The 22,988-nt window shown below is 66.5% G+C and carries 24 protein-coding genes; 16 read left to right on the forward strand and 8 right to left on the reverse strand.

Features of this window, described 5'->3' with window-relative positions:
* Positions 1 to 31: 31 nt before the first annotated feature.
* Positions 32 to 1,069: a succinylglutamate desuccinylase/aspartoacylase family protein gene (locus AB4118_RS04445; RefSeq protein ID WP_441488593.1), complete on the reverse strand. Its 1,038-nt coding sequence runs from the start codon at positions 1,067 to 1,069 to the stop codon at positions 32 to 34.
* A 99-nt stretch (positions 1,070 to 1,168) separates the two neighbouring features.
* On the opposite strand from AB4118_RS04445, the gene AB4118_RS04450 reads away from it, so the two are divergent.
* The 4 genes from AB4118_RS04450 (at position 1,169) to AB4118_RS04465 (ending at position 5,445) form a co-directional block, all read left to right on the forward strand.
* Positions 1,169 to 1,915: a GntR family transcriptional regulator gene (locus AB4118_RS04450; RefSeq protein WP_441488594.1), complete on the forward strand. Its 747-nt coding sequence runs from the start codon at positions 1,169 to 1,171 to the stop codon at positions 1,913 to 1,915.
* Between the two features lie 23 nt (positions 1,916 to 1,938).
* Positions 1,939 to 3,111: a mandelate racemase/muconate lactonizing enzyme family protein gene (locus tag AB4118_RS04455; protein WP_441488595.1), complete on the forward strand. Its 1,173-nt coding sequence runs from the start codon at positions 1,939 to 1,941 to the stop codon at positions 3,109 to 3,111.
* 304 nt (positions 3,112 to 3,415) lie between these two features.
* The gene (locus AB4118_RS04460) at positions 3,416 to 3,622 is read left to right on the forward strand and encodes a hypothetical protein (RefSeq protein WP_441488596.1); all 207 of its coding nucleotides are present in this window, start codon (positions 3,416 to 3,418) and stop codon (positions 3,620 to 3,622) included.
* A 155-nt stretch (positions 3,623 to 3,777) separates the two neighbouring features.
* Complete coding sequence (locus AB4118_RS04465; RefSeq protein ID WP_441488597.1) at positions 3,778 to 5,445, forward strand: ABC-F family ATP-binding cassette domain-containing protein; 1,668 nt, start codon at positions 3,778 to 3,780, stop codon at positions 5,443 to 5,445.
* A gap of 88 nt (positions 5,446 to 5,533) precedes the next feature.
* Here the strand turns inward: AB4118_RS04465 and AB4118_RS04470 are convergent, their stop codons facing one another.
* Entirely contained in the window at positions 5,534 to 6,220 is a 687-nt protein-coding gene (locus AB4118_RS04470; protein WP_441488598.1) for a TetR/AcrR family transcriptional regulator, read from the reverse strand.
* Between the two features lie 217 nt (positions 6,221 to 6,437).
* Here AB4118_RS04470 and AB4118_RS04475 point away from each other — a divergent pair, with 217 nt between their 5' ends.
* The 4 genes from AB4118_RS04475 to AB4118_RS04490 are packed head-to-tail and all read left to right on the forward strand — an operon-like array spanning position 6,438 to position 10,759.
* Positions 6,438 to 7,556 carry a TonB-dependent siderophore receptor gene (locus AB4118_RS04475; RefSeq protein ID WP_441488599.1) on the forward strand — a complete coding sequence of 373 codons (1,119 nt, stop codon included), beginning with the start codon at positions 6,438 to 6,440 and terminating at the stop codon, positions 7,554 to 7,556.
* Positions 7,465 to 8,472 carry a TonB-dependent siderophore receptor gene (locus AB4118_RS04480; RefSeq protein ID WP_441488838.1) on the forward strand — a complete coding sequence of 336 codons (1,008 nt, stop codon included), beginning with the start codon at positions 7,465 to 7,467 and terminating at the stop codon, positions 8,470 to 8,472. Before AB4118_RS04475 ends, AB4118_RS04480 begins: the two co-directional genes overlap by 92 nt.
* An 8-nt stretch (positions 8,473 to 8,480) precedes the next feature.
* Entirely contained in the window at positions 8,481 to 9,623 is a 1,143-nt protein-coding gene (locus AB4118_RS04485; RefSeq protein WP_441488600.1) for an ABC transporter substrate-binding protein, read from the forward strand.
* Entirely contained in the window at positions 9,620 to 10,759 is a 1,140-nt protein-coding gene (locus AB4118_RS04490; protein ID WP_441488601.1) for a siderophore-interacting protein, read from the forward strand. Before AB4118_RS04485 ends, AB4118_RS04490 begins: the two co-directional genes overlap by 4 nt.
* A gap of 123 nt (positions 10,760 to 10,882) precedes the next feature.
* On the opposite strand, the gene AB4118_RS04495 is transcribed toward AB4118_RS04490, so the two are convergent.
* Positions 10,883 to 11,686 (reverse strand): lipid II flippase Amj family protein, encoded by an 804-nt coding sequence (locus AB4118_RS04495; RefSeq protein ID WP_441488602.1) that lies wholly within the window; start codon positions 11,684 to 11,686, stop codon positions 10,883 to 10,885.
* 120 nt (positions 11,687 to 11,806) lie between these two features.
* Complete coding sequence (locus AB4118_RS04500; protein WP_441488603.1) at positions 11,807 to 12,331, reverse strand: hypothetical protein; 525 nt, start codon at positions 12,329 to 12,331, stop codon at positions 11,807 to 11,809.
* Between the two features lie 30 nt (positions 12,332 to 12,361).
* On the opposite strand from AB4118_RS04500, the gene AB4118_RS04505 reads away from it, so the two are divergent.
* The 3 genes from AB4118_RS04505 to AB4118_RS04515 all read left to right on the forward strand — a co-directional run bounded on the left by AB4118_RS04505 (position 12,362) and on the right by AB4118_RS04515 (position 14,337).
* Positions 12,362 to 12,769, forward strand: a complete 408-nt coding sequence (locus AB4118_RS04505) for a hypothetical protein (protein WP_441488604.1) — start codon at positions 12,362 to 12,364, stop codon at positions 12,767 to 12,769.
* A 415-nt stretch (positions 12,770 to 13,184) separates the two neighbouring features.
* Entirely contained in the window at positions 13,185 to 13,718 is a 534-nt protein-coding gene (locus AB4118_RS04510) for a peptidase associated/transthyretin-like domain-containing protein (protein WP_441488605.1), read from the forward strand.
* Positions 13,699 to 14,337, forward strand: a complete 639-nt coding sequence (locus tag AB4118_RS04515) for a ferric reductase-like transmembrane domain-containing protein (protein WP_441488606.1) — start codon at positions 13,699 to 13,701, stop codon at positions 14,335 to 14,337. Before AB4118_RS04510 ends, AB4118_RS04515 begins: the two co-directional genes overlap by 20 nt.
* 59 nt (positions 14,338 to 14,396) lie before the next feature.
* Here AB4118_RS04515 and AB4118_RS04520 read toward each other — a convergent pair whose 3' ends face one another.
* Complete coding sequence (locus tag AB4118_RS04520) at positions 14,397 to 15,290, reverse strand: LysR family transcriptional regulator (protein WP_441488607.1); 894 nt, start codon at positions 15,288 to 15,290, stop codon at positions 14,397 to 14,399.
* Positions 15,291 to 15,403: 113 nt separating this feature from the next.
* Here AB4118_RS04520 and AB4118_RS04525 point away from each other — a divergent pair, with 113 nt between their 5' ends.
* Both AB4118_RS04525 and AB4118_RS04530 read left to right on the forward strand, forming a co-directional pair.
* A complete protein-coding gene (locus AB4118_RS04525) occupies positions 15,404 to 16,144 on the forward strand; it encodes an SDR family oxidoreductase (protein WP_441488608.1) in 741 nt (246 codons plus the stop codon).
* Between the two features lie 67 nt (positions 16,145 to 16,211).
* On the forward strand, positions 16,212 to 17,123 hold the full coding sequence (locus tag AB4118_RS04530) for an SDR family oxidoreductase (RefSeq protein WP_441488609.1): 912 nt from the start codon (positions 16,212 to 16,214) through the stop codon (positions 17,121 to 17,123).
* A gap of 63 nt (positions 17,124 to 17,186) precedes the next feature.
* On the opposite strand, the gene AB4118_RS04535 is transcribed toward AB4118_RS04530, so the two are convergent.
* A complete protein-coding gene (locus tag AB4118_RS04535; protein ID WP_441488610.1) occupies positions 17,187 to 18,602 on the reverse strand; it encodes an aldehyde dehydrogenase family protein in 1,416 nt (471 codons plus the stop codon).
* A gap of 103 nt (positions 18,603 to 18,705) precedes the next feature.
* On the opposite strand from AB4118_RS04535, the gene AB4118_RS04540 reads away from it, so the two are divergent.
* On the forward strand, positions 18,706 to 19,608 hold the full coding sequence (locus AB4118_RS04540) for a LysR family transcriptional regulator (protein WP_441488611.1): 903 nt from the start codon (positions 18,706 to 18,708) through the stop codon (positions 19,606 to 19,608).
* A 6-nt stretch (positions 19,609 to 19,614) separates the two neighbouring features.
* Here the strand turns inward: AB4118_RS04540 and AB4118_RS04545 are convergent, their stop codons facing one another.
* Positions 19,615 to 19,917 (reverse strand): HigA family addiction module antitoxin, encoded by a 303-nt coding sequence (locus tag AB4118_RS04545; protein WP_441488612.1) that lies wholly within the window; start codon positions 19,915 to 19,917, stop codon positions 19,615 to 19,617.
* Positions 19,917 to 20,204, reverse strand: a complete 288-nt coding sequence (locus AB4118_RS04550) for a type II toxin-antitoxin system RelE/ParE family toxin (RefSeq protein WP_441488613.1) — start codon at positions 20,202 to 20,204, stop codon at positions 19,917 to 19,919. Before AB4118_RS04550 ends, AB4118_RS04545 begins: the two co-directional genes overlap by 1 nt.
* 444 nt (positions 20,205 to 20,648) lie before the next feature.
* Here AB4118_RS04550 and msrB point away from each other — a divergent pair, with 444 nt between their 5' ends.
* On the forward strand, positions 20,649 to 21,131 hold the full coding sequence (gene msrB / locus AB4118_RS04555; RefSeq protein ID WP_441488839.1) for a peptide-methionine (R)-S-oxide reductase MsrB: 483 nt from the start codon (positions 20,649 to 20,651) through the stop codon (positions 21,129 to 21,131).
* 11 nt (positions 21,132 to 21,142) lie between these two features.
* On the forward strand, positions 21,143 to 22,975 hold the full coding sequence (locus AB4118_RS04560) for a cytochrome c biogenesis protein DipZ (RefSeq protein WP_441488614.1): 1,833 nt from the start codon (positions 21,143 to 21,145) through the stop codon (positions 22,973 to 22,975).
* The last annotated feature ends 13 nt before the right edge of the window (positions 22,976 to 22,988 follow it).

The following is a 22,988-nucleotide window of genomic DNA, read 5'->3' on the forward strand; positions in this document are numbered from 1 at the left end:
CCTGATCTCCCCTTTTTGATTATTCAGGACGTCACTGGGCAGCGCGGGTCTCGTCGTAATCCTCCATCACCACGGCCACGGCGTCGCCACGCTGGACGCGGCCCGGACCGGCCGACATCCACAGGACGCCGTCGAGCTGGTAGCGAAGCTCGATCGGTGGCCGGTCGACATCCTCGACGAAATGCAGCAGCCCGGCGAGTTCGCCGGCCCGGCAGATGTCGCCGACGACATTCTTCGGCTCGAACAGCCCGCCCGATGGTGCAAAGCTGTATCCGGCAGAGTTGCGGACCATCATGTGGCGGGTGCCTTGCGCCCCATCGCGCTGGCGCGTATCGGGGCTGCCCTCCATCAGCTTGAAATGCTTGAGGATGTTGAGCAGCGCACGGTCGGCGATGCGCACGCCCTCGACATTGACGCGCCCCCAGCCGCCGAGTTCGGTTCCAAGCGAGAGGATGCCCCGGCGCTCGACCGAGGATGTCAGCGTCGCGCCCTCGTCGACGCCCCAGAACACGACATTATAGGGAGCACCGAAGGCCGCGGCCGCCGCCATGGTGCGCTCCCGGAGCCCGGCATCGGCGACGTAATGCATGTTCGTCGACAGAGCTGAATCGCCGGAATGGCCGGCCGTGTGAAGGTCGACGGAGATATCGACATGCGGCAGCAGCACCGCATCGACGAAATGGGCCAGCATCTCCGAGAAGGTCCCGCGCGGATTGCCGGGGAAGCAGCGGTTCATGTCGCGGTTATCGACCGGCGACAGCCGCGTATCGTTCATCACGGCCGGGATGTTCAGCGCCGGTATCATGATGACGCGCCCCTGGATCGCGCCAGCATCCAGGCTGCGCGCGAGCCGGGAGATGGCGATCGGACCCTCATACTCGTCGCCATGGACGCCGCCTGTAAACAGCACGGTCGGGCCGGCGCCGTTGCGCACGGAGATGATCGGGATCTCGACCGTGCCCCAGCCGGAGGTGTTTCGCGAGAGCGGCGCCTTCAGGTAGCCGGCCTGGCGGCCTGGCGCATCCAGATCGATTTCGCAGCGAATGCGGCTCTCGGCAACGGTGACCATCCCTACCCCCTCCTTGCTCTTGTGATCGTATGATCGTATACGATTCTACGATTAGTCAAGTGAGGCCGCCGCAGGGCGAGGCAAGTGCAGCAGACGAAGATGCAGCAGACAAAAACCAATGCGAGGGCGGAGGCGCCAAGGCCGGTATCGCGCGGCACGGGCTGGCTGCCGCTGCAGCCGCAGACCCTGGTCGACCAGGCGATCGAGGCCATCATCGCCGGCGCGGCCGCCGGCCTGATCCTGCCCGGGGACCGGATCGTCGAGGCTGAACTCGCCCGCAAGCTCGGCGTCAGCCGCGTGCCGGTGCGCGAGGCGCTGCGGCTGCTGGAGAGCCAGGGCGTCGTCGTCAACGAGCCCTACAAGGGCATCCGGCTGCGCCCGGTGACGAATGGCCGGGTTGCCGACCTCATCGAAACCCGCATCGCGCTCGAAGCCAGCGCGATGGGGCGGGCGACGGCGGCCGGGCGCAATCGCGGCCACCATCTCGACCCGCTGCGCAGGGCGGTTGCGGAAATGGAGCTGATGGCGGCCCGCCACGATGCCTATGGCGTCGCCGCAGCCGACACGCTGTTCCACCGCGCTCTCTGCGAACTCGGCGGCAACAGCGTGACGCTCGATCTCTGGGAGACGCTGTCACGGCAATTCACCATCATTTTCGGCCTGGCGACCTTCGGCAAACCGATGCTCGGCGTCGTCGAGGAGCACCAGGATCTGCTCGTGGTGTTCGAGGCCGGCGACATCGCGGCGATCCGCGCCGCGCTGGACGAGCACATCACCGTGATGAACCAGGCCATGGATTACGAAGCCATCATTGCCCGCCGCCGCGCAGAAAGGGACGAAGCGTGACTGTTTCCCAGACGAGCCTAGCCATGACGACCCAGCGCCCTGCCAGCCTGCCCCCCTTCAAGATCACCCGGATCGAGGCCGCCCCGCTCTTCGGCGACAGCCCCAAGGGCGGCTGGTCGGCGGAGATCCGGCCCGACGACTCGATCCATGCCCTGATCGCGGTCCATACCGACCAGGGGCTGATCGGCTATGGCAGCTCGTTCACGGATGGGCGGCTGGTGCAGGCCGGGCTCAAGGTGCTCGAGCCGCTGTACCTCGGCGAGGACGCGCTCTCCCCCGATCATCTCAGCGAGCGGCTGCACCAGAACACGTTCTGGATGGGACGCGGCGGCACGCTCACCCATACGATCAGCGGCATCGACATCGCGCTCTGGGACATTCTCGGCCAGGCGACCGGGCTCAGCGTCGGGCGGCTGCTCGGCGGCAGCTATCGCCGCCGCGTGCAACCCTATTGCTCGCTGCTGATGGAAGAGCCGGCGGCGATGCGCGAGGTGATCGCGACCTATCGCGACAAGGGCTTCACCGCCTTCAAGATCGGCTGGGGGCCGTTCGGCCGGGCGCTGGACACCGGGCTCGACGAAGCGATCGTGCGAGCGGCGCGGGAGGCCGCCGGCGACAAGGCAAAACTCTTCGTCGATGCCGGCGCGAGCGATGCGCTCTGGCCGCATGGCTTCAAATGGGCCAAGCGCACCGCGGAAATGCTGGCGGATTTCGATGTCGGCTGGTTCGAGGAGCCGGTGCGGCCCGACGCGATCGAGGAGTATCGCGAGCTGCGGCTGTGTTCGCCGGTGCCGATCGCGGGCTGCGAGGTGCTGACGCGGCGCCAGGCCTTCCTGCCCTGGCTGGCGCGCGGCGCCGTCGACATCGTCCAGCCCGACGTCACCAAGGTCGGCGGGCTCTCGGAGCAGCGCCGCATCGCCTGGATGGCCGATGATTTCGGCGTGAAATATATCGGCCATGGCTGGAACACGGCGCTCGGCCTCGCAGCCGACCTGCAGATGGCCGCCGCGTTCCCGAGCGCGGATCTGGTCGAGTTCATTGGCGGCAGCCCCTATGTCGACGGCATCCTCGCCGAGCCCTTCGTGCTCGACGGCGAAGGCTGGCTGACGATCCCAGACCGGCCGGGCCTCGGCGTCAGCATCGACCAGGACAAGCTCGCCCGCTACACGCCGAACCCCGGACTGCTCTTCGCCTGAGCCAGGCTTTGGGTGAGCGCAAGCAAGGCCCTGACATGCGAAGCCCCGCCGGATCATGTGAAACGGCGGGGCCGATGCACGCACGACACAAGAGCTGGGGGGCTGAAGATGTGCCGCGCTGGAAGAAACATACACTCAGCAAGCTGACATTTAGCTGACAGCCTCTGGCCTGCTCGTGCAGATCGACCGCCTGCGCCAAAGGCGAGGCCCGCCCCGGCCTGCGTTCGCAGACGGCAGCGGCGCGGAGTTCGCGTTTCCACTTTCATGACGGGCTAGATTGGATGCGAACCTTCGGAGATTCGCCATGTGGCCGAAGTCGCGAACCGGGCAGACCGTACTCCTCGCCACCCTCGCCTATTGCGGGCTTTGGGCGCTCTACCTGCTCTTCCCCGGCTTCAAGGCCGCTCTGCTGGCAACGCCGTATCTCGGCGGGGCAATAGAGCTGTTCACCGGGCTCTTTGTTGCGGCCGTGATCATCTGGCTCGCGCGTCAGGTGATCTTTCGAGGCTGAGCCAGCTCACCTCAGCTGCAAGGGCACGACGCTTGATCCCCAAGGGGCGCAAGGCTAGATGACGCTGGTTATCAGTTCCCACAGGATGTCTGCAGCAATGGATTTCACCCCGACCGCAAAGCCCGTCCGCCTTGCCCCTGGGGAGATCCGTGTTCATGCCTGCCTCCATCATCCTGTCCCATCTGACGCTGTCGGCACCTGACGGCCGCTCTCTCCTCCCTGACCTCGACCTGAGTTTCGGGCAGGAACGCGTTGGCCTCGTCGGCCGCAACGGCATCGGAAAGACATCGCTTCTCCGGCTGATCGCCGGCGAATTCTCCCCCCAGTCGGGGCGCGTTTCCGTGAGCGGAACGCTCGGCGTCCTGCGCCAGGCCGTGCAGATCTCAGCGGACGAAACGATCGCGGGGCTGTTTGGAGCGACCGACGCGCTGGCGCTTCTGCGCCGTGCCGCAGGGGGCGAAGCCACCATCGACGAACTCGGGAAAGCCGACTGGACGCTTGAGGCGCGCCTGTCGGCCGCCCTCGCCCAGGTCGGGCTCGATGCGCAACCGGACATGCGTCTGACCGCGCTTTCCGGCGGGCAGCGCACGCGGGCCAGCCTCGCTGCGCTTATCTTCGCGGAACCCGATTTCCTCCTGCTGGACGAACCCACGAACAATCTCGACCGGGAAGGCCGGAGCGCCGTGATCGATCTCCTCGCCAACTGGCGCTCTGGTGCCATCGTCGTGAGCCATGATCGCGAACTGCTCGAGACCATGGATGCCATCGTCGAACTGACCTCGCTGGGTGCGACGCGCTATGGCGGCAATTGGAGCGCCTATCGCGAGCGCAAGGCGCTCGAGCTCGCGGCCGCGCAGCACGATCTCGCGGACGCCGACAAACATGTCGCCGAATTGGCCCGCAAGGCCCAGGCGGCAACCGAACGCAAGGCCCGCAAGGACGGGGCCGGCCGCAGGACAGGGGCGAAGGGCGGCATGCCACGGATCGCGCTGGGCCTGCAGAAGGATCGCAGCGAAGACAGCGGAGGCGGCAATGCCCGCCTCACCGAGGACAGACGCTCGCAGGCCTTGGCGGCCGCGACTGCCGCACGCGAGCGCATCGAGATTCTGCAGCCGCTCTCTGTAACCCTGCCCTCGACAGGGCTGCCGGCGAACAGAACCGTGCTGACGATCGATCGCGTCAGCGCAGGCCATGAGCGGGAGCGGCCGATTCTCCGCGACCTCTCCCTGACGGTGACCGGCCCGGAGCGCCTCGCGGTCACCGGCCGCAATGGCTCGGGAAAGACGACCTTGCTTGCGTTGATCGCCGGACAGTTGCGGCCCTGGGCGGGGAGCGTGCGCGTCCTGACCGGCTTCGCCATGCTCGACCAGCGCGTCAGCCTGCTCGATCCAGCGCTCTCGATCAGGGACAATTTCCTTCGGATCAATCCGCAGGCCGACGAAAATGCCTGCCGGGCCGCGCTCGCCCGCTTCATGTTCAGGGCCGATGCCGCGCTTCAGCGTGTCTCGTCCCTCAGCGGTGGACAGATGCTGCGTGCCGGCCTCGCCTGCGTTCTCGGCGGAAAGACCCCTCCTCCGCTGCTCCTGCTCGACGAGCCGACGAACCATCTGGACATCGACTCGATCGAGGCTGTGGAGGCCGGGCTGCGCGCCTATGACGGCGCGCTCGTCGTCGTCAGCCACGACGAAGCATTCCTGGAAGCGTCGCAAATCTCCCGGCGGCTAGAACTGCCTTCGGGGGCGCGACCACCCTGTCCTAAAGCATCGGCCCGAAAAGTGGATTGCGGTTTTCGGGGCAAAGCCGATGCAAAGACAAAGGGTTAGATCATCGGACTGGATACGATATCCGGTCCGATGATCAAGCAAGCGCAAGCAAGGTGGCGGGGCCGCGGTCGCATGCGAATCCGCGCGCTTATCGCGGCACGCCGGCAGCTCCGCCCATGAACAGCACCCATGCCTTGTCGAAGAAGGCATCCTGTGCCGCGCTCGTCGCATAGGCGCTGCCGCCAAGCATGGCCTCGATCGAGGGACCGGTCGCGACGGCGTGGATCAGCTGCACGGCAAGGAAAGCGGGCTCGAGGCTTGCGATCGCCCCTTCCGCCTGCGCCTCACGGATGATCTCGACCAGACCCTCCATGATCGGATCACGAGAAGCAGGCGCCGGGACGTTTTGAAGCAGAACCGCCTCGCTGAAGGCAATACGCTTCAGAGCCACCAGCTCGGCTTCGACATTGACGGTCAGGAACCAGCGCGCCGTCCGTCGCAGGCGCTCGATCGCCGTTCCCTGCTCGGCGGCAACGGTTTCCAGGCGCTTGAGGACGCGGGAGCGCAAACGTTCGACGACCGCGTCGAACAGCGCTCGCTTGGAGGGGTAGCGGCGATAGATCGTGTCCTTGCCGACCCGGCAGGCGACCGCCAGCCGCTCGACCGACATGGCCGCATAGCCCTGGCTCGCGAACATCTCGGATGCCAGGTCGAGAATCTCGTCCGAGATCTCGCCTTCCCGCGCCTTGGACGGCCTGCCGCCCCTTCCGGTACGGCGGGGTTTTAGCGTGGGCGCGGCGTTCGGCGACGCGCGAGAGGGCGCAGGCGGTGACATGACGCCGTCTTAGCCGATACAGCCCTAGTTTAGAAGCTTGAAAACAAAGAAAAATAAACTGGACAGGTCAGTCCCGTTTTGTTTAGGCGGAGATGAACTCACTTGCCGGGCCGCCGCCATGAATCCTCGGATCTCTCGTCTCTCCACCTCAGCCTGCCTCATCGCAGCCTTGGCCGCATCGGAGGCCCGCGGCCAATCGCGCGCCGGCGATGCGGCCATGCAACTCGACACGCTGGTCGTGACCGGAGAACGGGACAACAGCCGGGACGAATATCTTTGCCGCAGCACGACCACCGCCACGAAGACCAGGACGCCGGTGATCGAGACGCCGCAAGCGATCTCGACCGTGACCCGGCAGCAAATGGACGACCAGAACCCGCAAACGGTCGGCAATGCCCTGCGTTACACGGCCGGCGTCCTCTCCGAGCGGGATGCAACCTCGCGCTATGACAGCGTCTTCCTGCGCGGATTCGGCGGCTTCGGCACCTCGACGGATTTCGTCGGCTTTCTCGACGGCCTGAAGCTGCCGCGCGGGCAGGCCTTCGCAGTGACCTCGATCGATCCGTTCCTGCTCGACCGGATCGACGTCATCAAAGGCCCGTCCGCCGTGCTGTACGGTGAGATCAGCCCCGGCGGTCTGGTCAACCAGGTCAGCCGGATGCCGAGCACCGCGCCCTATAACGAACTGCGCATCGAGGCCGGCAGCCATGGCCGGGTCCAAAGCGGCTTCACCAGCCAGGGACCGGTCGATCGCGACGGAAAGCTCTCCTACAGCTTCAGCGCCATCGGCCGTCTCGCCGACACGCGCTACGACGATGTCGAAGAGAAGCGCTTCGGAATCGCGCCGGCCTTCACCTGGCAGCCCAGTGCCGAGACGCGCCTGACCGTCTCCGGCTTCTACCAGCGCGACCCGCAGGGTGGGTATTTCAACTCGCTCTATCCGCGTTTCCTGGCTCCGGCCTATCGCGGCTATCTCAACCGGGACCTGAATATCGGCGATCCCGGCTTCGATGGTTTCCGGCGCGAGCAATATGGCGTCGGCTACAGCTTCGAGCACCGCTTCAACGATACGGTGAGCCTGCACTCGAGCCTGCGCTATGGCGAGGTCGACATCAATTTCCGCTCGATCCAGATGGCAGCTCCGATTGGGGCCACGGGCATCATTCCGCGTATCGCACTGAATTCCATCGAGGATGCGCGGCGGCTGTCGACCGACAACCACCTTCGGGGCGGAGCATACGATCCTGACCGGGCTCGACTATCAGACCGGCGGCAGCAACTGGCGCTATCGCTTCGGACCGGCGACAGCCCTGAATGTCGTCGCGCCGCGCTATGACCAGCCGGCCGGCCCGCTGGCGACGATCATCGACAGCAAGCAGGACCTGAGCCAGGCCGGGCTCTACCTGCAGGACCAGATCAAGTTCGGCGGCTTTCGCCTGACCCTCGGCGCCCAGCACGACTGGACGGAACAGTCCACGCTCAACCGCCTTACCGGCACGAAGCAGAGCCAAACCAGCGACAAGACGAGCTATCGGGCGGGCCTGCTCTATCTCTTCGACAACGGCCTCGCGCCCTATGTCAGTTACTCCACCTCCTTCGAGCCGGTGATCGGGGTCGATGCGACGGGTGCGCCCTTCCGTCCCAGGACCGGCGAACAATATGAGGCGGGGCTGAAATACCAGCCCGGGTTCATGAATGCGCTGCTGACCTTCTCCGCCTTCGACATCAGGCAGGAAAACGTGCTGACGCCGGGCGCGGTGCCCGGCTTCAGCGTGCAGCAGGGTGAGGTTTCCTCGCGCGGTCTCGAATTCGAAGCGCGCGGCGAGGTCGTGGACGGGCTCGATATCATCGCGGCCCTCACTGTGCTCGACACCGAGGTCACCCGCTCCCCCGCCGCAACCATGATTGGCAAGCGGCCCCAGGCCGTACCGAACCAGTTCGGTTCGCTCTGGGCGAATTATCGCTTCTCGTCGGGGCCGCTGGCAGGCCTTTCGCTCGGCGGTGGTGTTCGCTTTGTCGGGGCCAGCTTCGCCGACGATGCCAATACGATCCGTACGCCGGGCTATGCCGTGGTCGATGCCGCGATCCGCTACGATCTGGCCAGGCTGCATGCATCGCTGACGGGGGCCGAGGCGACGCTCAACGTCTCCAATCTCTTCGACAAGGACTATTACACGAGCTGCAGCTCCAATTTTTACTGCCAGTTCGGGGCAGGCCGCGAGGTTCTCGCCGGTCTGCGCTACCGGTGGTGAAGCGGCCGATGTCCAGCTTGAGCCGCCGGGCAATGCTCGGCATGACAGCCGTGCTCATGGCGCAGCCGTCCCTGTCTCGCGACACCAGCATCCGCGTGGTCGACATGCTGGGCAGGAGCGTGGACCTGCCACGCCCACCACGGCGCATCGTGCTGCTCGAGGCGCGCGACCTCCTGACCATGGCGTTGTTCCATCCTCGCCCCGCGGAGCTCGTCATCGGCTGGGCGGCGGCCGATCGCCTGGACAGCGACCTGCTGCGCGCGCGCTTCGAGGGCTCCGCGGGGCACGCCATCGCCGTCATCGGCGCGCAGACCGCCGACACGCTCTCGCTCGAAGGCATCCTGTCCCTGGAGCCCGACCTCGTCGTGGCCACAGCCTTCATGGCGCCAGGAGGCGATCCGCGTGACGCGGTGGAGCGTTTTGCGCAGCTCGGGATCCCGCTGGTGTTCAGCGATGCCGCCAGCAATGGGGCCAATCCGGTCGATACGGCGTGGCGCTCGCCGCGCGAGACGTTGCCGGACGTGATGCGCATGTGGGGCACGCTCCTCGGGGCCAGCGCGCGCGCCGAGGAGATCATCGCCTTCACGGACCAGAGGTTTCGGGCCGTGGCCGCACGCCTTGCCGGCACTGAACCGGTCAAAACCTATCTGGAGATCATGTCGCTCTATGACGAGTGCTGCTGGGCGGCGGGAACGCGCATCTGGGGAGAGCTCCTCGCCGATGCGCATGGCCGCTCGCTCGACGGTCTCGCTGCGCCGTGGACGGCCCGCTTGTCGATCGAACATCTGCTTGCCCAGCAGCCGGCGGTCTATATCGCAACCGGAGGAGGTTACGCGTCCGGCATGCGCCCGGCCATCGGGCCAGGCCTCGACGAGCAAGCGGGTCGCGGCGGATTGCGGCGGCTGACCCAGAAAACCGGCTTCGCATCGCTGCCAGCGGTCCGCGACGGCCGGGTTCACGGCATCTGGACGGGCCTGATCACCGTCCCCTTGCTCAACATCATCTTCGTCGAGCTTGCGGCCAAATGGCTTCATCCGGAGCGTTGCCGGGATCTCGATCCATCCGCAACGCTGGCCGAACTCAATCGCCGCTTCCTGTCGCTGCCACTCGACGGCCCCTTATGGATCAGCCTCGACGGAGCTGCGCGATGACGACGGAAACCGACCTCCCGCACGAGCTGGCGACGCGCCGCTTCACGGCCTCGGCTGCGATCCCGTTTCCCCGCGTCGCCGCGTTCCTGCCTGCCATCCTCGACTCGATCGCCACCCATGACATGGCGGTCACCCCCGCGGGATCCGGCTACGCCGTCACCTCCCCCTTTGGCGCAGCGATGCTCAGCCCGCGGGCGGACACGCTCGACCTCTTCGTCGGCACGGACGAGGCGACCCATCTCAATCGCCTGAAACATGCGCTCACCGGGCCGATCGGCTTCATCGCCCGCTCGGAACAGCTCAGCATCGAATGGCATGGCGACGTGACCGGCCCCTCGCTTCCGGACGATCTTCGCGTCCTGCGGGTCCTGCGCGTCGAGGACGTCACGCCGCGCCTGCGAAGGGTCGTTTTCTCCGGCCGTGATCTCGGTCGCTATGACCGCCCCGACCAGATCCATTGCCGGCTGCTGTTCCAGCCCGAAGGCGTCGAGGAACCGCAATGGCCGACGCTGGGCGACGACGGAAAGATCGTCTGGCCGCGATCGGGCCTGCTCTCCTCCCGGGTTTATACGATCAGGGAGATCGACGCGGCCTGCGGGCAGGTGACGATCGACTTCTTCCTGCATGACGCGCCGGGTCCGGCGACGCAGTGGGCCATGCAGGCCCGGCCCGGGCGCATCGTCGGCATTCTGGGCCCGGCCGCCAATGGTCCGAGGCGGGCGGACTGGTATGTGCTTGCGGGCGACGAGACGGGATTGCCCGGTATCGCGCGCATCCTGGCAGGCCTGCCCCATGATGCGCGTGGAATCGCGCTCGTCGAGATCGGTTCCGCCGGAGACGAACAGGTCCTGCGGCGTCCTGCAGGCATCGAGCTGCGTTGGCTGCATCGCGGTCACGTTGCGCCGGGACTGTCGACGCGCCTGGTCGAGGCGCTGCGCATCTGCCCCTGGCCCGAGGACGTGTCCTCCGCGTTCTTCTGGGGCGGCTGCGAGTTCCATGCCTTCCGCACCATCTACCGGCATTTGCGCGACGAGGTCCGCCTGCCGGCCGCTCGGCGGATCCTTTACTCGCACTGGCATCGGAGCATGAGCGAGGAGGACATTGTCGCCGCCGGCGGCGAAGCCTATCTCGCGTGACGGGGGATGCACCGCTCGGGCCGCCGCTGCCGGCGAATATCCGCCCGGCCGGAGCCCGGGCAGTCTTGCGTCCGGCATGGCGAGGCGGAATCCCACCTCTTCGCGCATCACGGCCTCACGTCGCTAGATTGCCTTGGCGACCCAGACGATCAACTGCGCAGCCGGCACCAGAATGGCCTGAGCAGCGATGGTTCCCGCCAAACGTCCGACAATCATCCAGACCACGACCTTTCGGAAGAAGCCGTCATCCGAGGTTCCGCTGACGGTGTCGTCCGTAAGGGCCGCAAGATAGGGATCGATCAGGATGAACATCATGATCGTCGCGACGCCGTTGATCACTGAGGACAGCGTGCTCGCGGTCACGCGCAAGTCCGGATCGATCGCTCCGGCATAGATCGCCGCCAGCACGCCAACGGTCCAAAGCGCACTGGCTACGAAATTCATCAGGATGACCGACACGGGAACATCTGTCGGGAGCTTGAGAAGATAGAGATTCTGGTAGCTCGGGATCTTGGCCGATGACCCGATGAGGGAAACGCCGCGCGGCGTCAGAGAGCGAGCCAACAGGCGCGGCATCGAACGATTTCGTTTGAAGCTCGACACCGCGATCGTCGAATAGCGTTGAAAGGTCGGGATCAGCAGGCCGCCGATCAAGGTGGCGGCCGAGGCACTGGCGATGATCAGCGCGAAATCGAAGTGAAGATCGTGGAGTACGGGACTCTTGATGGCGTTCTCGACACGTTTTGCCAGAAATGGCCCCTGAAATGAATTTGAAGTCCGCGAGATCAGGACGAGAACGTTGAAGAGGGAGAACGCGATGGCGATGTGGCCGGTGCGGATGCCCGCAATCCTGAAGGCATAGGCGAGGGTGCCGATCAGGTGGATCACGAAGGTCAACCCAATGATGAGCGCCAACTGAAAATCCATCGTTCCCTCCCCAGGCGGCCGTGATCCCTGTCCCGGGCTCAGCGCTATCATGCCGACCGAGCCTCAGCCATGATCCCGGCTTTGCCTCTCCTTTCAGAGGGCGACCGCCTCGAGGCGGCGTCACGGAGGCGATGTCGTTTCGTCGAAGCGGCTCCAGCCTGCCCGCTCATATTCGCCGCGGCGCACCTTCGCATCGATCGGACCGGCTCCATCCAGGATCTTCTCGATGACCGCGGCATGGGAATCGGAGGTGCGGACCGAGACCATCGTAGTGCCGCGCCGGATCGTTTCCGCGTAGAAATGGGCCTCGTCCTCGCTCAACCCGGCGCCGGTCAACGCCCCCAGCAGGCCTCCGGCTACGGCGCCGGCCGTCGTGCCAGCAGTGAATGTGCCGATCAGCCACCCCGCTGCGAGAACCGGCCCGACGCCCGGCAGCGGAAAGGCCGTCAAACCGGCCAGGAGCCCCGCCCCCGCACCGACGGCGCCGCCAAGCCCGGCTCCCCGCGCGGCGTCGTTCCCCATGGTGCCGGTGGAAGAATGAATGATGCTGATCTCCTCCGGCGGCAGGCCGGCCGCTTCAAGTCTCGTGATGGAGGTCTCGGCATCGGCAGGGTCGTCGAAAGAGCGGATGATCGTGCGTGTCATCAGATCCGTCCTCGCTTGATGCGCCTTGGGATGAACCAAGATTGCGGCCGGCGGTTCCCGGCCTATGCCATGGCCCTGTTCAATCGGAACGCCTTCCTGAGCCGAAGGTTCGCGCGACGGGCCCAGCCCTGTCTGGCGGCGTTCTTGCTGGGCATGTGGTGCGGGCGTGAGGTGTTCCGGAATGGAACAGCTCGGGGCCGTGAAGACAGCCCAATGGGCACCAGAAATGAGGATCACACCATGCCGGATATGCCTCGCCTGGTCGAAAACCCCTCCCTGTTTCAGCGGCTTGGCCTTGAGCCCGAGCCAGCCCGAGCCGGTGTCAATATGGCACAATTGCTGGCCATACTCGAAGACATGTGCCGCATTCAGAAGCAGCACGGCATCCGGTTGATGCTTCTCGAGCGCCAGCTGCGCACGCTTCGCCAAAGGGCTTGACGCGGTTTCCCTGACTGCCGCCATCCGACCGATCACTCGCCATCAGGCCGCCGCCGTTAGCACGGCGGCGCGCCTTTGTGGCGGTCGCCCCTCCGCCGTGGCGCGGACCTGCCGACACGCCTTTCGGGCGGGCTTTCGGCGCGCGGCGCCCCATGGCCGAGCCGCGGGCCGGTGGATCGACGCGTCGCGCCCGCACCCCTCTTCGGCGCGCCATTCCCCGCGTTTCGCACGGAGAGCCGGTGTGTCATGACGCGAAGGTGATCGACCGCGCCGCAAGCGGCGGGCCCAGTCGGTGGACTTGGCGGGCGCAAAACCGATAGGTTGCAGCAAGATCGGGCCTTTCAGGCCGCCCGATTGCCGCGTCGCAACACAGTTGAGGGCTACAGACGTCAAATCCATAGCGAAGGAAGAGACAATGACCCGCAAGATCATCGTTAGGGATCGCAGAGCCGTTCTCGCAGGTGCGGCAGCGGTCGGAGCCGCAGCCTTGCTGCCGCGCTCCTTCACCTCCGCCATCGCGCAGTCATCGGCAAGCAGCGCGTTCTCGCCCACCGAGACCATGCCCGGCGGCTCCAATAATTACGTCGCCAACGCGCCGGTGGTGCAGAATCTCGGCACCGGCTTCGTCGCCTCGGGCGTGGTTCGCAGAGCAGGCGACGGCGCGCCTCTGTCCAATCTCCGCATCCAGATCTGGGCTGCGACCGAGCGCGGCGGGGAGCGGGTTCCAAGCAACCGCGGCAGCGTCATGACGGGGCCGGATGGCGCCTACCGGCTCGAGATCTCGCCGATCGTCCCGCAGTTCGGGCAACCCCACATTCACATTGCCTATGATGATCCCGGCTTCACGACGCTGTTCCTGCGACCGGTCCTGAACAGCCGGCATGATACGAGCATCACCGCCGATTTCGTCCTCGCGCCCGCCGCTTCGAATGAGCCGCGCCGGAGCTGACGGAGGCCGCCGCATCGCGGCATGGTTTCTTGTGGCGGCCATCGCCGCCGCGCCGGTCATTGCCGCCGGCTTAAGCCCATTGCTAGGCGGGCGGGAACTGCTCTGGCTCACCGGGGGCATGGCTGGCGTGGTGGCGCTCAGCCTGCTGTTTGTGCAGCCTCTCCTGATGGCGGCCGCCCCGCCGCTGCTTGCCGCCAGGGACGGCATACGCTGGCACCGCCTGTGCGGTATCGCGATCGTCGCCGCGGTCGCGCTCCACGTCGGCGCTCTCTATGCCTACAGCCCCGAGGACGTGACCGATACGCTGCTGCTGGTCGCGCCGACGCCATTCTCGGTCTATGGGGTGATCAGCCTGTGGTGTCTGGTGCTGACGGCCGTGCTGGCGGCGACCCGGCGGGCGATGCGGCTCGACTTTCGGCTCTGGCGCATCCTGCACAGCATTCTGGCGGTTTCGGTCGTCGGCGCCGGCGCGATCCACGCCATTCTGATCGAAGGCGCGATGGAGGAATACTCCAAGCTGGCGATCTGCATCGCGGCCATGGCCGCGACGACGGCCGGCGCGCTCGAGGTCAATGTGCTGGCGCCCTTGCGTCGGCGACGCGCCGTGAGGGGCACATAAGCCAAGCCCCGCCAGGCTTCACGCGCGTAGCTGCGGCTGCGGCAGGATCGGCAGGCGCCTCAGACAATGCGGGACCGGAATTGGTCCGCCATCCAGTCGATGACGACGCGCACGCGCGGCGAAAGCTGGCGCGTATGCGAATAGAGGACATGGACGGGCAGCGGGGTCGGAGGAAAATCCGCCAGGATCTCGACAAGGGCACCGCTGGCCAGTTCGGGCGCGACGCGGTAGCGCGGGACCTGAATGATCCCGAGGCCGAGGCAGGCGCACGCGACATTCGTCTCGGGGCCGGTCACGGTCACCACGGAAGGCGGTGTGATCTGCCGTTCCCGGCCGTGTTCGGTGAAGACCAGCGGACTGACGCTCGCCGCATCGGGAGCAAACAGGCCGATGATGCGATGATGCTCCAGATCGTCCGGCGTCCGCGGCTCGCCGAAGCGTTCGAGATAGGACGGGCTCGCGAAGGTGCCGCGGCCGAGCTCCGCGAGCTTGCGCCGGATCAGGGGGCTGTCGACCAGCGGTCCCGCCCGCAGGATGCAGTCAAACCCTTCCCGGACGAGATCGAGAGCCTGGTGCGCCTCGCCGATATGCAGGCGAATGCCGGGATAGGCCTCGAGGAAACGGCCGAGCCCCGGCAGCAGGAAATGCCGGGCCTGGGTGCCGTGGACATCGATCCGCACCAGGCCGCTCGGTTTTGCACCGGCAAAGGCACCCTCCGCATCTTCGAGATCGGCAATCAGCGCCAGGCAGCGCCGGTAATAGGCCTCGCCGTCGAGCGTCGGGCTGACCTGCCGGGTCGTCCGCTGCAGCAGCCGCACGCCCAGCCTCGCCTCCAGACCCTTGACCGCATCGGTCACCGATGAGCGCGGCAGGCCGAGATCCTCGGCGGCCTGCGTGAAGCTGCGGCACTCCACGATCCGGGCGAAGACCCGCATGGCATCGAAGCGGTCCATTATTCGACTATCCGAATAGTGATGCCGGATAATGGCTGATTATCCCGCGCAAGGGAACGTCCATTCTCCCCTCACAGCCGCCGGACACCGGCAGTGAGCCAAGGAGAAAGACCATGACGAACCCGAGCAGCAAGGTCGCGATCGTGACGGGCGCCTCAGGCGGCATCGGCGCTGCGGTTGCCGAGCGTCTCGCCAAGGACGGCTTCACCGTGGTGGTGAACTATGCCGGCAATGCCGCGTCGGCCGAGGCGCTCGTCGCCCGGATCGAGGCCGCGGGCGGTCGCGCCGTCGCCGCCCAGGCCGACATCACGAATGTCGAGGCGGTGCGTCGCATGTTCGACAGCGCGGAGGCCGCCTTCGGCGGCGTCGATGTGCTGATCAACAATGCCGGCATCATGACCCTGGCGAATATCGCCGACAGCGACGACGCCCTGTTCGAGCGCCAGATCGCGGTCAATCTGAAAGGCACCTTCAACACCCTGCGCGAAGCCGCCCGGAGGCTGCGCGATGGCGGCCGGATCGTCAATTTCTCGTCCAGCGTCGTCGGCCTGCTGCAGCCGGGCTACGGCGTCTATGCCGCGACCAAGGCTGCGGTCGAGGCGATGACGAGCGTCCTCGCCAAGGAGTTGCGCGGGCGGACCATCACCGTCAACGCGATCGCGCCCGGCCCGACTGCGACCAAGCTCTTCCTCGACGGCAAACCGCAAGAGGTGATCGAGCGCCTCGCGAAGCTCGCCCCGCTCGAGCGCCTGGGCCAGCCCAAAGACATCGCGGATGCCGTCGCGTTCCTGGCAGGGCCGGACGGCGCCTGGATCAACGGCCAGACGCTGCGAGCCAATGGCGGGATCATCTGATCCGGCACGCCCGGGATTTCCCCGGGACCGCTCCACTTCATCTCACACTCAGCAAGGGACCAGCGTCATGCCCAGCCCGTCCAGCCAAGTCATCCTCGTCACCGGCGCCTCCTCGGGCTTCGGCCTGATGACCGCCAAGGCCCTCGCCCAGGCCGGCCACATCGTCTACGCCTCGATGCGCGAGACGAAAGGCCGCAACGCACCGCAGGTCGCGGCTGCGGCGCAATGGGCGAGCGCGGAAGGCGTCGATCTGCGCACGGTCGAACTCGACGTCCAGTCGGACACATCTGCCGAGGCCGGTGTCGCCCGGATCATCAGCGAGGCCGGCCGGCTCGACGTCATCGTCCATAATGCCGGCCACATGGTCTTCGGGCCGGCGGAGGCTTTCACCCCCGACCAGTTCATCCAGCAATATGACGTGAACGTGCTCGGCGCGCAGCGCGTCAACCGCGCCGCCCTTCCCCGGCTGAGAGCCCAGGGCAAGGGCCTGCTGGTCTGGGTCGGCTCGAGCTCGACGCGTGGCGGCACGCCACCATTCCTCGCGCCCTATTTCGCCGCCAAGGCGGCGATGGATGCGCTGGCGGTCTCCTATTCCACCGAGCTCGCGCTCTGGGGCATCGAGACCACCATCATGGTGCCCGGCGCCTTCACCAAAGGCACCAACCACTTCGCCCATTCCGGCAAGCCTGCCGACGAGGCACGCGCGGCGGAATATGCGTCAGGCCCCTATGCCGGCATCGCCGACAAGGCGCTCAAGGGCCTCGCCGGTCTGGAACCCGCCGATGCCGACCCGGACGAGGTCGCCCGCGCGATCGTCCGGGTCGTCGACGCGCCTTTCGGGAAACGCCCGTTCCGCGTCCATGTCGACCCGTCGCAGGACGGCGCGGAGATCGTCAACGGCGTCGCCGACCGCATGCGCCGCGAGATCTACCGCAATATCGGCCTGGAAAACCTGCTCCATCCCGCGATCAACGCCTGAACCGGTTCGGGTGGAGGCCGGGGCCCGCCGTTCAGCCGGGCCCCGGCTCGTGATCTGCCCCGATCAGCCCATCACCGCCTTGGGTTCGAGATAGGCCTCGAGCCCGAACACGCCGTTCTCGCGCCCGATACCGGATTGCTTGAAGCCGCCGAACGGCGCCATCGGCTCCATGGGAGCGCCGTTGATGACGACGCGCCCGGCAACCAGCTGGTCGGCCACAGCCTGCGCGCGAGCGGGATCGGAACCGGCGACATAGGCGTGGAGGCCGTAATCGGTGTCGTTTGCGATCGCGATCGCGTCAGCCTCGGTGCCATAGGGGATGATCGACAGGACCGGCCCAAAGATCTCGTCGCGCGCGATGGTCATGTCGTTGCGGACATCGGTGAAGACGGTCGGCCGCACGAACCAGCCATCCTTCGTCCCTTCTGGCCGTCCTTCGCCTCCGATCAGGAGCGTCGCCCCTTCCTCGCTTCCCTTGCGAATATAGGACTGGACGCGGTCCCATTGCCGTTGGCTGACCATCGGGCCGATCGCCGTTTCCGGATCGCGCGGGGCGCCCGACCTGACCTCCGCCACGGCCGCCTTGATCGCCGCCTCGAACTCCGCGAGCCTCGCTCGCGGCACCAGGATACGGGTGCCGGCGATGCAGGCCTGGCCGCTGTTCATGAAGCCGGCCATCAATGCGAAGGGCACGGCTTCAGCGAAATCGGCATCGTCGAGAATGACCATCGGCGATTTTCCACCGAGTTCGAGCGTCACGCGCTTCATCGTTTCGGCCCCGGCACGCAGGATTGCGCGGCCGGTCGCGGTCGATCCCGTGAAGGAGACCTTGGCGATATCGCGATGTGCGCTGATCTCGGCCCCAACGACCTCGCCGCGACCGGTGACGATGTTGAACACGCCGGCGGGAACGCCGGCCTCGTGCAGGGCCTCGGTCACGATCTGGGTCTGGATCGCACTCATTTCGCTCGGCTTGATCACCGCGGTCGAGCCCGAGGCGATCACCATGGCGAGCTTGTTGCAGATGAAGCCGGCATTGGCGTTCCATGGCGTGATCAGCCCGACGACGCCGAGCGGCTCCATCGTCACCTTCGCCGAGCCGATCCGGCGGGTGAACTCATAGGTCTCCAGCGTCTGCGCGGCGAGCCGGAAACCGCCGACCGCATAGTCCGACATCCACTCCGCCCGGGATATTGGCGCCCCATATTCCTCGATCACGGCCTCGGTCAGCTCGGCACTGCGCGCCTGCACCGCGTCGGCCAACCGATTGAGCAAGGCGATGCGCTCCTGCCTTGAGCTGCGTGAAAACGCGGGAAAGGCGCGCTTGGCGGCTGCGATCGCGGTGCGGGTGTCGATCTCGTCGCCGAGCTGGACCTGGCCGATCACGCGGCCGGTCGCCGGGTTGTGGAGGTCGAAGAGTTCGGTTCCGTGCGGCGTGACGAACGCCCCGTCGATATAGATCGTGTCGATTGTCATCATGGCTGGCCTCCGGTGCCTCGGGTTTGATGAAGCCGAGATAGGGCGCTAGGATCGATTGGATAATCAGGATAAAGCGGCATGGAGTGATGCAGAATTCGGGACAATGAAGACAGGCCTCGGCGAATACGACGCGATCGCCGCCGTTGCGCGGCTCGGCAGCTTCCGCGCCGCTGCAACCGAACTCGGCATGTCCTCCTCGGCGCTGAGCCATGCTGTGGCCGCGCTGGAGGCGCGGCTGGGGGTGCGGCTGTTCAACCGGACGACCCGAAGCGTTGCGATGACGGATGCCGGCGAGCAGTTCATCGCCCGGATCGCTCCGGCGCTCGCCGAGATCAGCGGCGCGATCGAGGGCATCAACAGCCACCGGCAAACCCCGGCCGGCACGCTGAGGATCAACACATCAGCCGGCGCGGCGCGAATGATCCTGACGCCGCTGATCCTGGACTATCTCAGGCGCTACCCGGACATGAACGTGGTGCTCGTCACCGAGGGACGCCTGGTCGACATCGTCGGACAGGGGTTTGATGCCGGCATCCGGCTGGCGGAGACGGTCCCGCAGGACATGATCGCGGTTCCGATCGGCCCCGCCTTGCGACAGGTCGTGGTGGGATCGCCCGGCTATTTCCAGGGGCGCACCAGGCCTGTCGTGCCGGGCGACCTGCTCCAGCACCGATGCATCCGCGCGCGGATGGCAAGCGGCGCGATCTATCACTGGGAGTTCGAGCAGCGCGGCGAGCAGGTCGAGATCGATGCGCCGGGATCACTCACCCTCGACGAAATGACCCTGATGCTGGAGGCGGCCCTGGCCGGGACCGGTCTTGCCTATCTCAGCGAATGGTCGGTCGCACCGCATATCGCCTCAGGGGCGTTGATCCCGGTGCTGGAGGACTGGAGCCCGCCCTTTCCTGGCCTCTGTCTCTACTATCCCGGCCGCCGGCACGTCCCGGCGGGCCTGCGCGCGCTGATCGCGCTGATCCGGGAGACGAATGAACGGAGCCGCAAATAGACGGCCTCAGGCAGCCACGGCGATCCGTTGCACCTTGATGTCGTCTTCATGGGCCCTGGCCTCGGCGAGATCATGCGCCGCCTGCATCCGCAGCATCGTATCGGCGCGGACGCCGAACGCCTTCTCGAAGCGGATCGCCATCTCGGCCGACAAGCCGGCCTTGCCGTTCAGAAGATTGCTCATGGCCTGACGGGTCACGCCCAACTTCTCCGCGGTGACGGTTACGCTCAGCCCATGCGGCAGGACGAACTCGGTCTTGAGCCACGCCCCAGGGTGGACGGCGAAGCTTGGATGAAGCTTGATGGCCATCAGTGACAATCCTCCAGATCGATGTCCTCGATCGCGCCCGCCTCGTTGATGTGAAAGGTCATTCGCCAGTTCTTCGTGACCGTGAGCGACCAAACGCCAGAGCGATCGCCAGTCAGAAGGTGAGCGCCGAAATTGGGCGGAATGTTCAGTTCTTCGACTGCCTCGATCACGGCCAGATAGGCCAGCATATTCCGAAGTCGTCCGACGAGATTGCCAGGCACCCCCTTGGCTCTCCCTGTCTCCGCGAACGTCCGGAGCGCCTTATGCCTGATGCTCTCGATGTCCACGCCGACGATGTAGGCCCGCAGCCGTCACGCGTCAAGTGTCGCTTTACACCCAGAAGGCAAGCCGCAGCTGGCTTGTAGACGTGCCATCCTGCCCCCGCGACATTGCCCCAGCTCCGGAAGCCCCGCCCGGCTGCGATTGACGTGGTGCCGATCTGGTCCAGCCGCATCCGTCCCGTTGGCCGCCGCGGGGCGGGAGTGCCTTCGGCGCGGGCTTCTCGCAATGCGTGTAGCGGCCCCGCGTTGCGCCCTCATGGATACAGCGCCGGGCCGTTCGCGGCCCCGTGTCATCGCCCCTTCGCGATAGCCGGCCGGGATGAGATTGCGACATCACGCAGCGATCACATGGTCGCGCGGTGAGCGCTATGCCCATGGAAGAATAGCGGTCTCGTCGCTAGCTTGTTCGGGGACACAGGAATCATCCCGGAGCGGGAGGCCAGCACCATGATGACGAGGCGACATATCCTGCTGAGAAGCGCAGGCCTTGCGGCGGCATCATCGCCCTTGCTGGCCCTCATCGCGCGTTCCGAGGTGACCTTCCCCGTCACCCATACCGACGCCGAATGGCGCCGCCTGCTCAAGCCCGAGCAATACGCCGTCCTGCGCCAGAGCGGCACGGAGCGCCCCTATACGAGCCCGCTGCTGAACGAGAAGCGCCGTGGCGACTTCGCCTGCGCCGGCTGCGACCAGCCGCTTTTCTCCTCGACCACGAAATATGACAGCGGCACCGGCTGGCCGAGCTTCTGGGCGCCCCTGGACAAGGCGGTCGGCACCGAGACCGACAACTCGCTCGGGATGCAGCGCACGAGCGTGCATTGCAGCCGCTGCGGCGGCCACCAGGGCCATGTCTTCAACGACGGTCCGAAGCCTACCGGCCTGCGCTACTGCATGAATGGCGTTTCCATGACCTTCAAGCCGATGGCGGCCTGAGAGCGGCAGCGATGACCCTGTTCCTGCTCGCCTATCTCGGCGGTGTGCTGACGATCGTCAGCCCCTGCATCCTGCCTGTCCTGCCCTTCGTCTTCGCCCGTGCGGGCCAGCCCTTCCTGCGCAGCGGGCTGCCGATGCTCGTCGGCATGGCCGCGAGCTTCGCCGGCATCGCGACGCTGGCGGCCGTCGGCGGCAGCTGGGCCGTCGAAGCCAACCAATATGGCCGGCTGATCGCAATCGGCCTGCTCGCCATCTTCGGGCTCGCGCTGCTGTTCCCCTCCCTTTCGGACTGGGCGACACGCCCGCTGGTGGCGCTCGGCGGACGCCTCTCCGAGCAGGCGGAACAGGGCAAGGGCGCGGTCGCACCTTCGCTCCTGCTCGGCGTCGCAACCGGCCTGCTCTGGGCGCCCTGCGCCGGGCCGGTTCTCGGATTGATCCTGACCGGGGCTGCCCTGCAGGGGGCGAATGCCGGCACTTCGCTCCTGCTGCTCTCCTATGCCGCCGGAGCTGCAACCTCGCTCGCATTGGCGCTCCTGGTCGGCGGCCGGGTCTTTTCCGCCATGAAGCGCTCGCTGGGCGCCGGCGAGTGGCTGCGGCGGGGTATGGGTGTTGCGGTGCTGGCTGCGGTCGCGGCGATCGCGCTCGGGCTCGACACCGGCTTCCTGACACGCGTCTCGCTGGCGAGCACATCGGCGCTGGAGCAACGGCTGGTCGACCGACTCCGGCCGGAAACGGAGGCGCCCGGACAGTCCCCGGTGGCCATGCAGGGCGGCCCGGCGATGAGGGGCGCCAACCCCGCCATGATGGCCGCGAACCCGGCCATGACGGGCGGCAACGCCATGATGATGCAGGGCAAGCCTGCGCAGGCAAGCGACGAACTGCCCGTCGAGGGCGCGATGCCGGCGCTGGCGGGGGCGGTCGAATGGTTGAACTCGCCGCCGCTGACCAATGAGCAGCTCAAGGGCAAGGTCGTCCTGATCGATTTCTGGACCTATTCCTGCATCAACTGCCTGCGGACGATCCCCTATGTCCGCGCCTGGGCCGAGAAGTACAAGGATCAGGGTCTGGTGGTGATCGGCGTGCATACGCCGGAATTCGCCTTCGAGAAGACCATCGGCAACGTCAAGAAGGCTGTGAACGATCTTCAGATCGGCTACCCCGTCGCGATCGACAATGATTTTGCGATCTGGCGCGCCTTCAAGAACCGCTATTGGCCGGCGCATTATTTCATCGACGCGCAAGGCCGGGTCCGCCACCATCAGTTCGGCGAGGGTGACTACGACGCCTCCGAACGGGTGATCCAGACGCTGCTGGCCGAGGCGGGCGGGACCGGTACGCCGACAGAACTCGTTGCGGTCAAGGCCGTCGGCGCGGAAGCCGCGTCCGATGCCGGCAATGTCCGCTCGCCGGAGACCTATCTGGGGTATGAGCGGGCGGAAAACTTCGTCTCGCCCGGCGGCATCGTCCAGGACACGCACCAGGCCTATGCGCTGGGCCAGCCCCGGCTCAATGAATGGGGCCTGTCAGGCGGCTGGACGATCGGTGCCGAGCACGCAACGCTGGATGAGAAGGATGGCAGCATCGGCTTCCGCTTCCATGCGCGCGACCTGCATCTGGTTCTCGGTCCGGGAGCGGATGGCAAGCCGGTGCGCTTTCGCGTCACCATCGACGGCGCCCCGCCCGGCGACGACCATGGCATGGACAGCGATGCCGACGGCCAGGGGATTGTGAGCGAGCAGCGGCTCTACCAGCTCATACGCCAGAAGGGCGAGGTCGGCGATCGCCTGTTCGAGATCCGCTTCCTCGACCCCGGCGTACAGGCCTATGCCTTCACCTTCGGCTGAACAGGGAGATTGG

Source organism: Allobosea sp. 2RAB26 (assembly GCF_052115465.1).
GTDB lineage: Bacteria > Pseudomonadota > Alphaproteobacteria > Rhizobiales > Beijerinckiaceae > Allobosea.

Coding starts and splice junctions, on each gene's coding strand:
- AB4118_RS04445 (WP_441488593.1), bottom strand. CDS start 1,069: ATGGTCACCGTTGCCGAGAGCCGCATTCGCTGCGAAATCGATCTGGAT.
- AB4118_RS04450 (WP_441488594.1), top strand. CDS start 1,169: ATGCAGCAGACAAAAACCAATGCGAGGGCGGAGGCGCCAAGGCCGGTA.
- AB4118_RS04455 (WP_441488595.1), top strand. CDS start 1,939: ATGACGACCCAGCGCCCTGCCAGCCTGCCCCCCTTCAAGATCACCCGG.
- AB4118_RS04460 (WP_441488596.1), top strand. CDS start 3,416: ATGTGGCCGAAGTCGCGAACCGGGCAGACCGTACTCCTCGCCACCCTC.
- AB4118_RS04465 (WP_441488597.1), top strand. CDS start 3,778: ATGCCTGCCTCCATCATCCTGTCCCATCTGACGCTGTCGGCACCTGAC.
- AB4118_RS04470 (WP_441488598.1), bottom strand. CDS start 6,220: ATGTCACCGCCTGCGCCCTCTCGCGCGTCGCCGAACGCCGCGCCCACG.
- AB4118_RS04475 (WP_441488599.1), top strand. CDS start 6,438: ATGCAACTCGACACGCTGGTCGTGACCGGAGAACGGGACAACAGCCGG.
- AB4118_RS04485 (WP_441488600.1), top strand. CDS start 8,481: ATGTCCAGCTTGAGCCGCCGGGCAATGCTCGGCATGACAGCCGTGCTC.
- AB4118_RS04490 (WP_441488601.1), top strand. CDS start 9,620: ATGACGACGGAAACCGACCTCCCGCACGAGCTGGCGACGCGCCGCTTC.
- AB4118_RS04495 (WP_441488602.1), bottom strand. CDS start 11,686: ATGGATTTTCAGTTGGCGCTCATCATTGGGTTGACCTTCGTGATCCAC.
- AB4118_RS04500 (WP_441488603.1), bottom strand. CDS start 12,331: ATGACACGCACGATCATCCGCTCTTTCGACGACCCTGCCGATGCCGAG.
- AB4118_RS04505 (WP_441488604.1), top strand. CDS start 12,362: ATGAACCAAGATTGCGGCCGGCGGTTCCCGGCCTATGCCATGGCCCTG.
- AB4118_RS04510 (WP_441488605.1), top strand. CDS start 13,185: ATGACCCGCAAGATCATCGTTAGGGATCGCAGAGCCGTTCTCGCAGGT.
- AB4118_RS04515 (WP_441488606.1), top strand. CDS start 13,699: ATGAGCCGCGCCGGAGCTGACGGAGGCCGCCGCATCGCGGCATGGTTT.
- AB4118_RS04520 (WP_441488607.1), bottom strand. CDS start 15,290: ATGGACCGCTTCGATGCCATGCGGGTCTTCGCCCGGATCGTGGAGTGC.
- AB4118_RS04525 (WP_441488608.1), top strand. CDS start 15,404: ATGACGAACCCGAGCAGCAAGGTCGCGATCGTGACGGGCGCCTCAGGC.
- AB4118_RS04530 (WP_441488609.1), top strand. CDS start 16,212: ATGCCCAGCCCGTCCAGCCAAGTCATCCTCGTCACCGGCGCCTCCTCG.
- AB4118_RS04535 (WP_441488610.1), bottom strand. CDS start 18,602: ATGATGACAATCGACACGATCTATATCGACGGGGCGTTCGTCACGCCG.
- AB4118_RS04540 (WP_441488611.1), top strand. CDS start 18,706: ATGAAGACAGGCCTCGGCGAATACGACGCGATCGCCGCCGTTGCGCGG.
- AB4118_RS04545 (WP_441488612.1), bottom strand. CDS start 19,917: ATGGCCATCAAGCTTCATCCAAGCTTCGCCGTCCACCCTGGGGCGTGG.
- msrB (WP_441488839.1), top strand. CDS start 20,649: ATGACGAGGCGACATATCCTGCTGAGAAGCGCAGGCCTTGCGGCGGCA.
- AB4118_RS04560 (WP_441488614.1), top strand. CDS start 21,143: ATGACCCTGTTCCTGCTCGCCTATCTCGGCGGTGTGCTGACGATCGTC.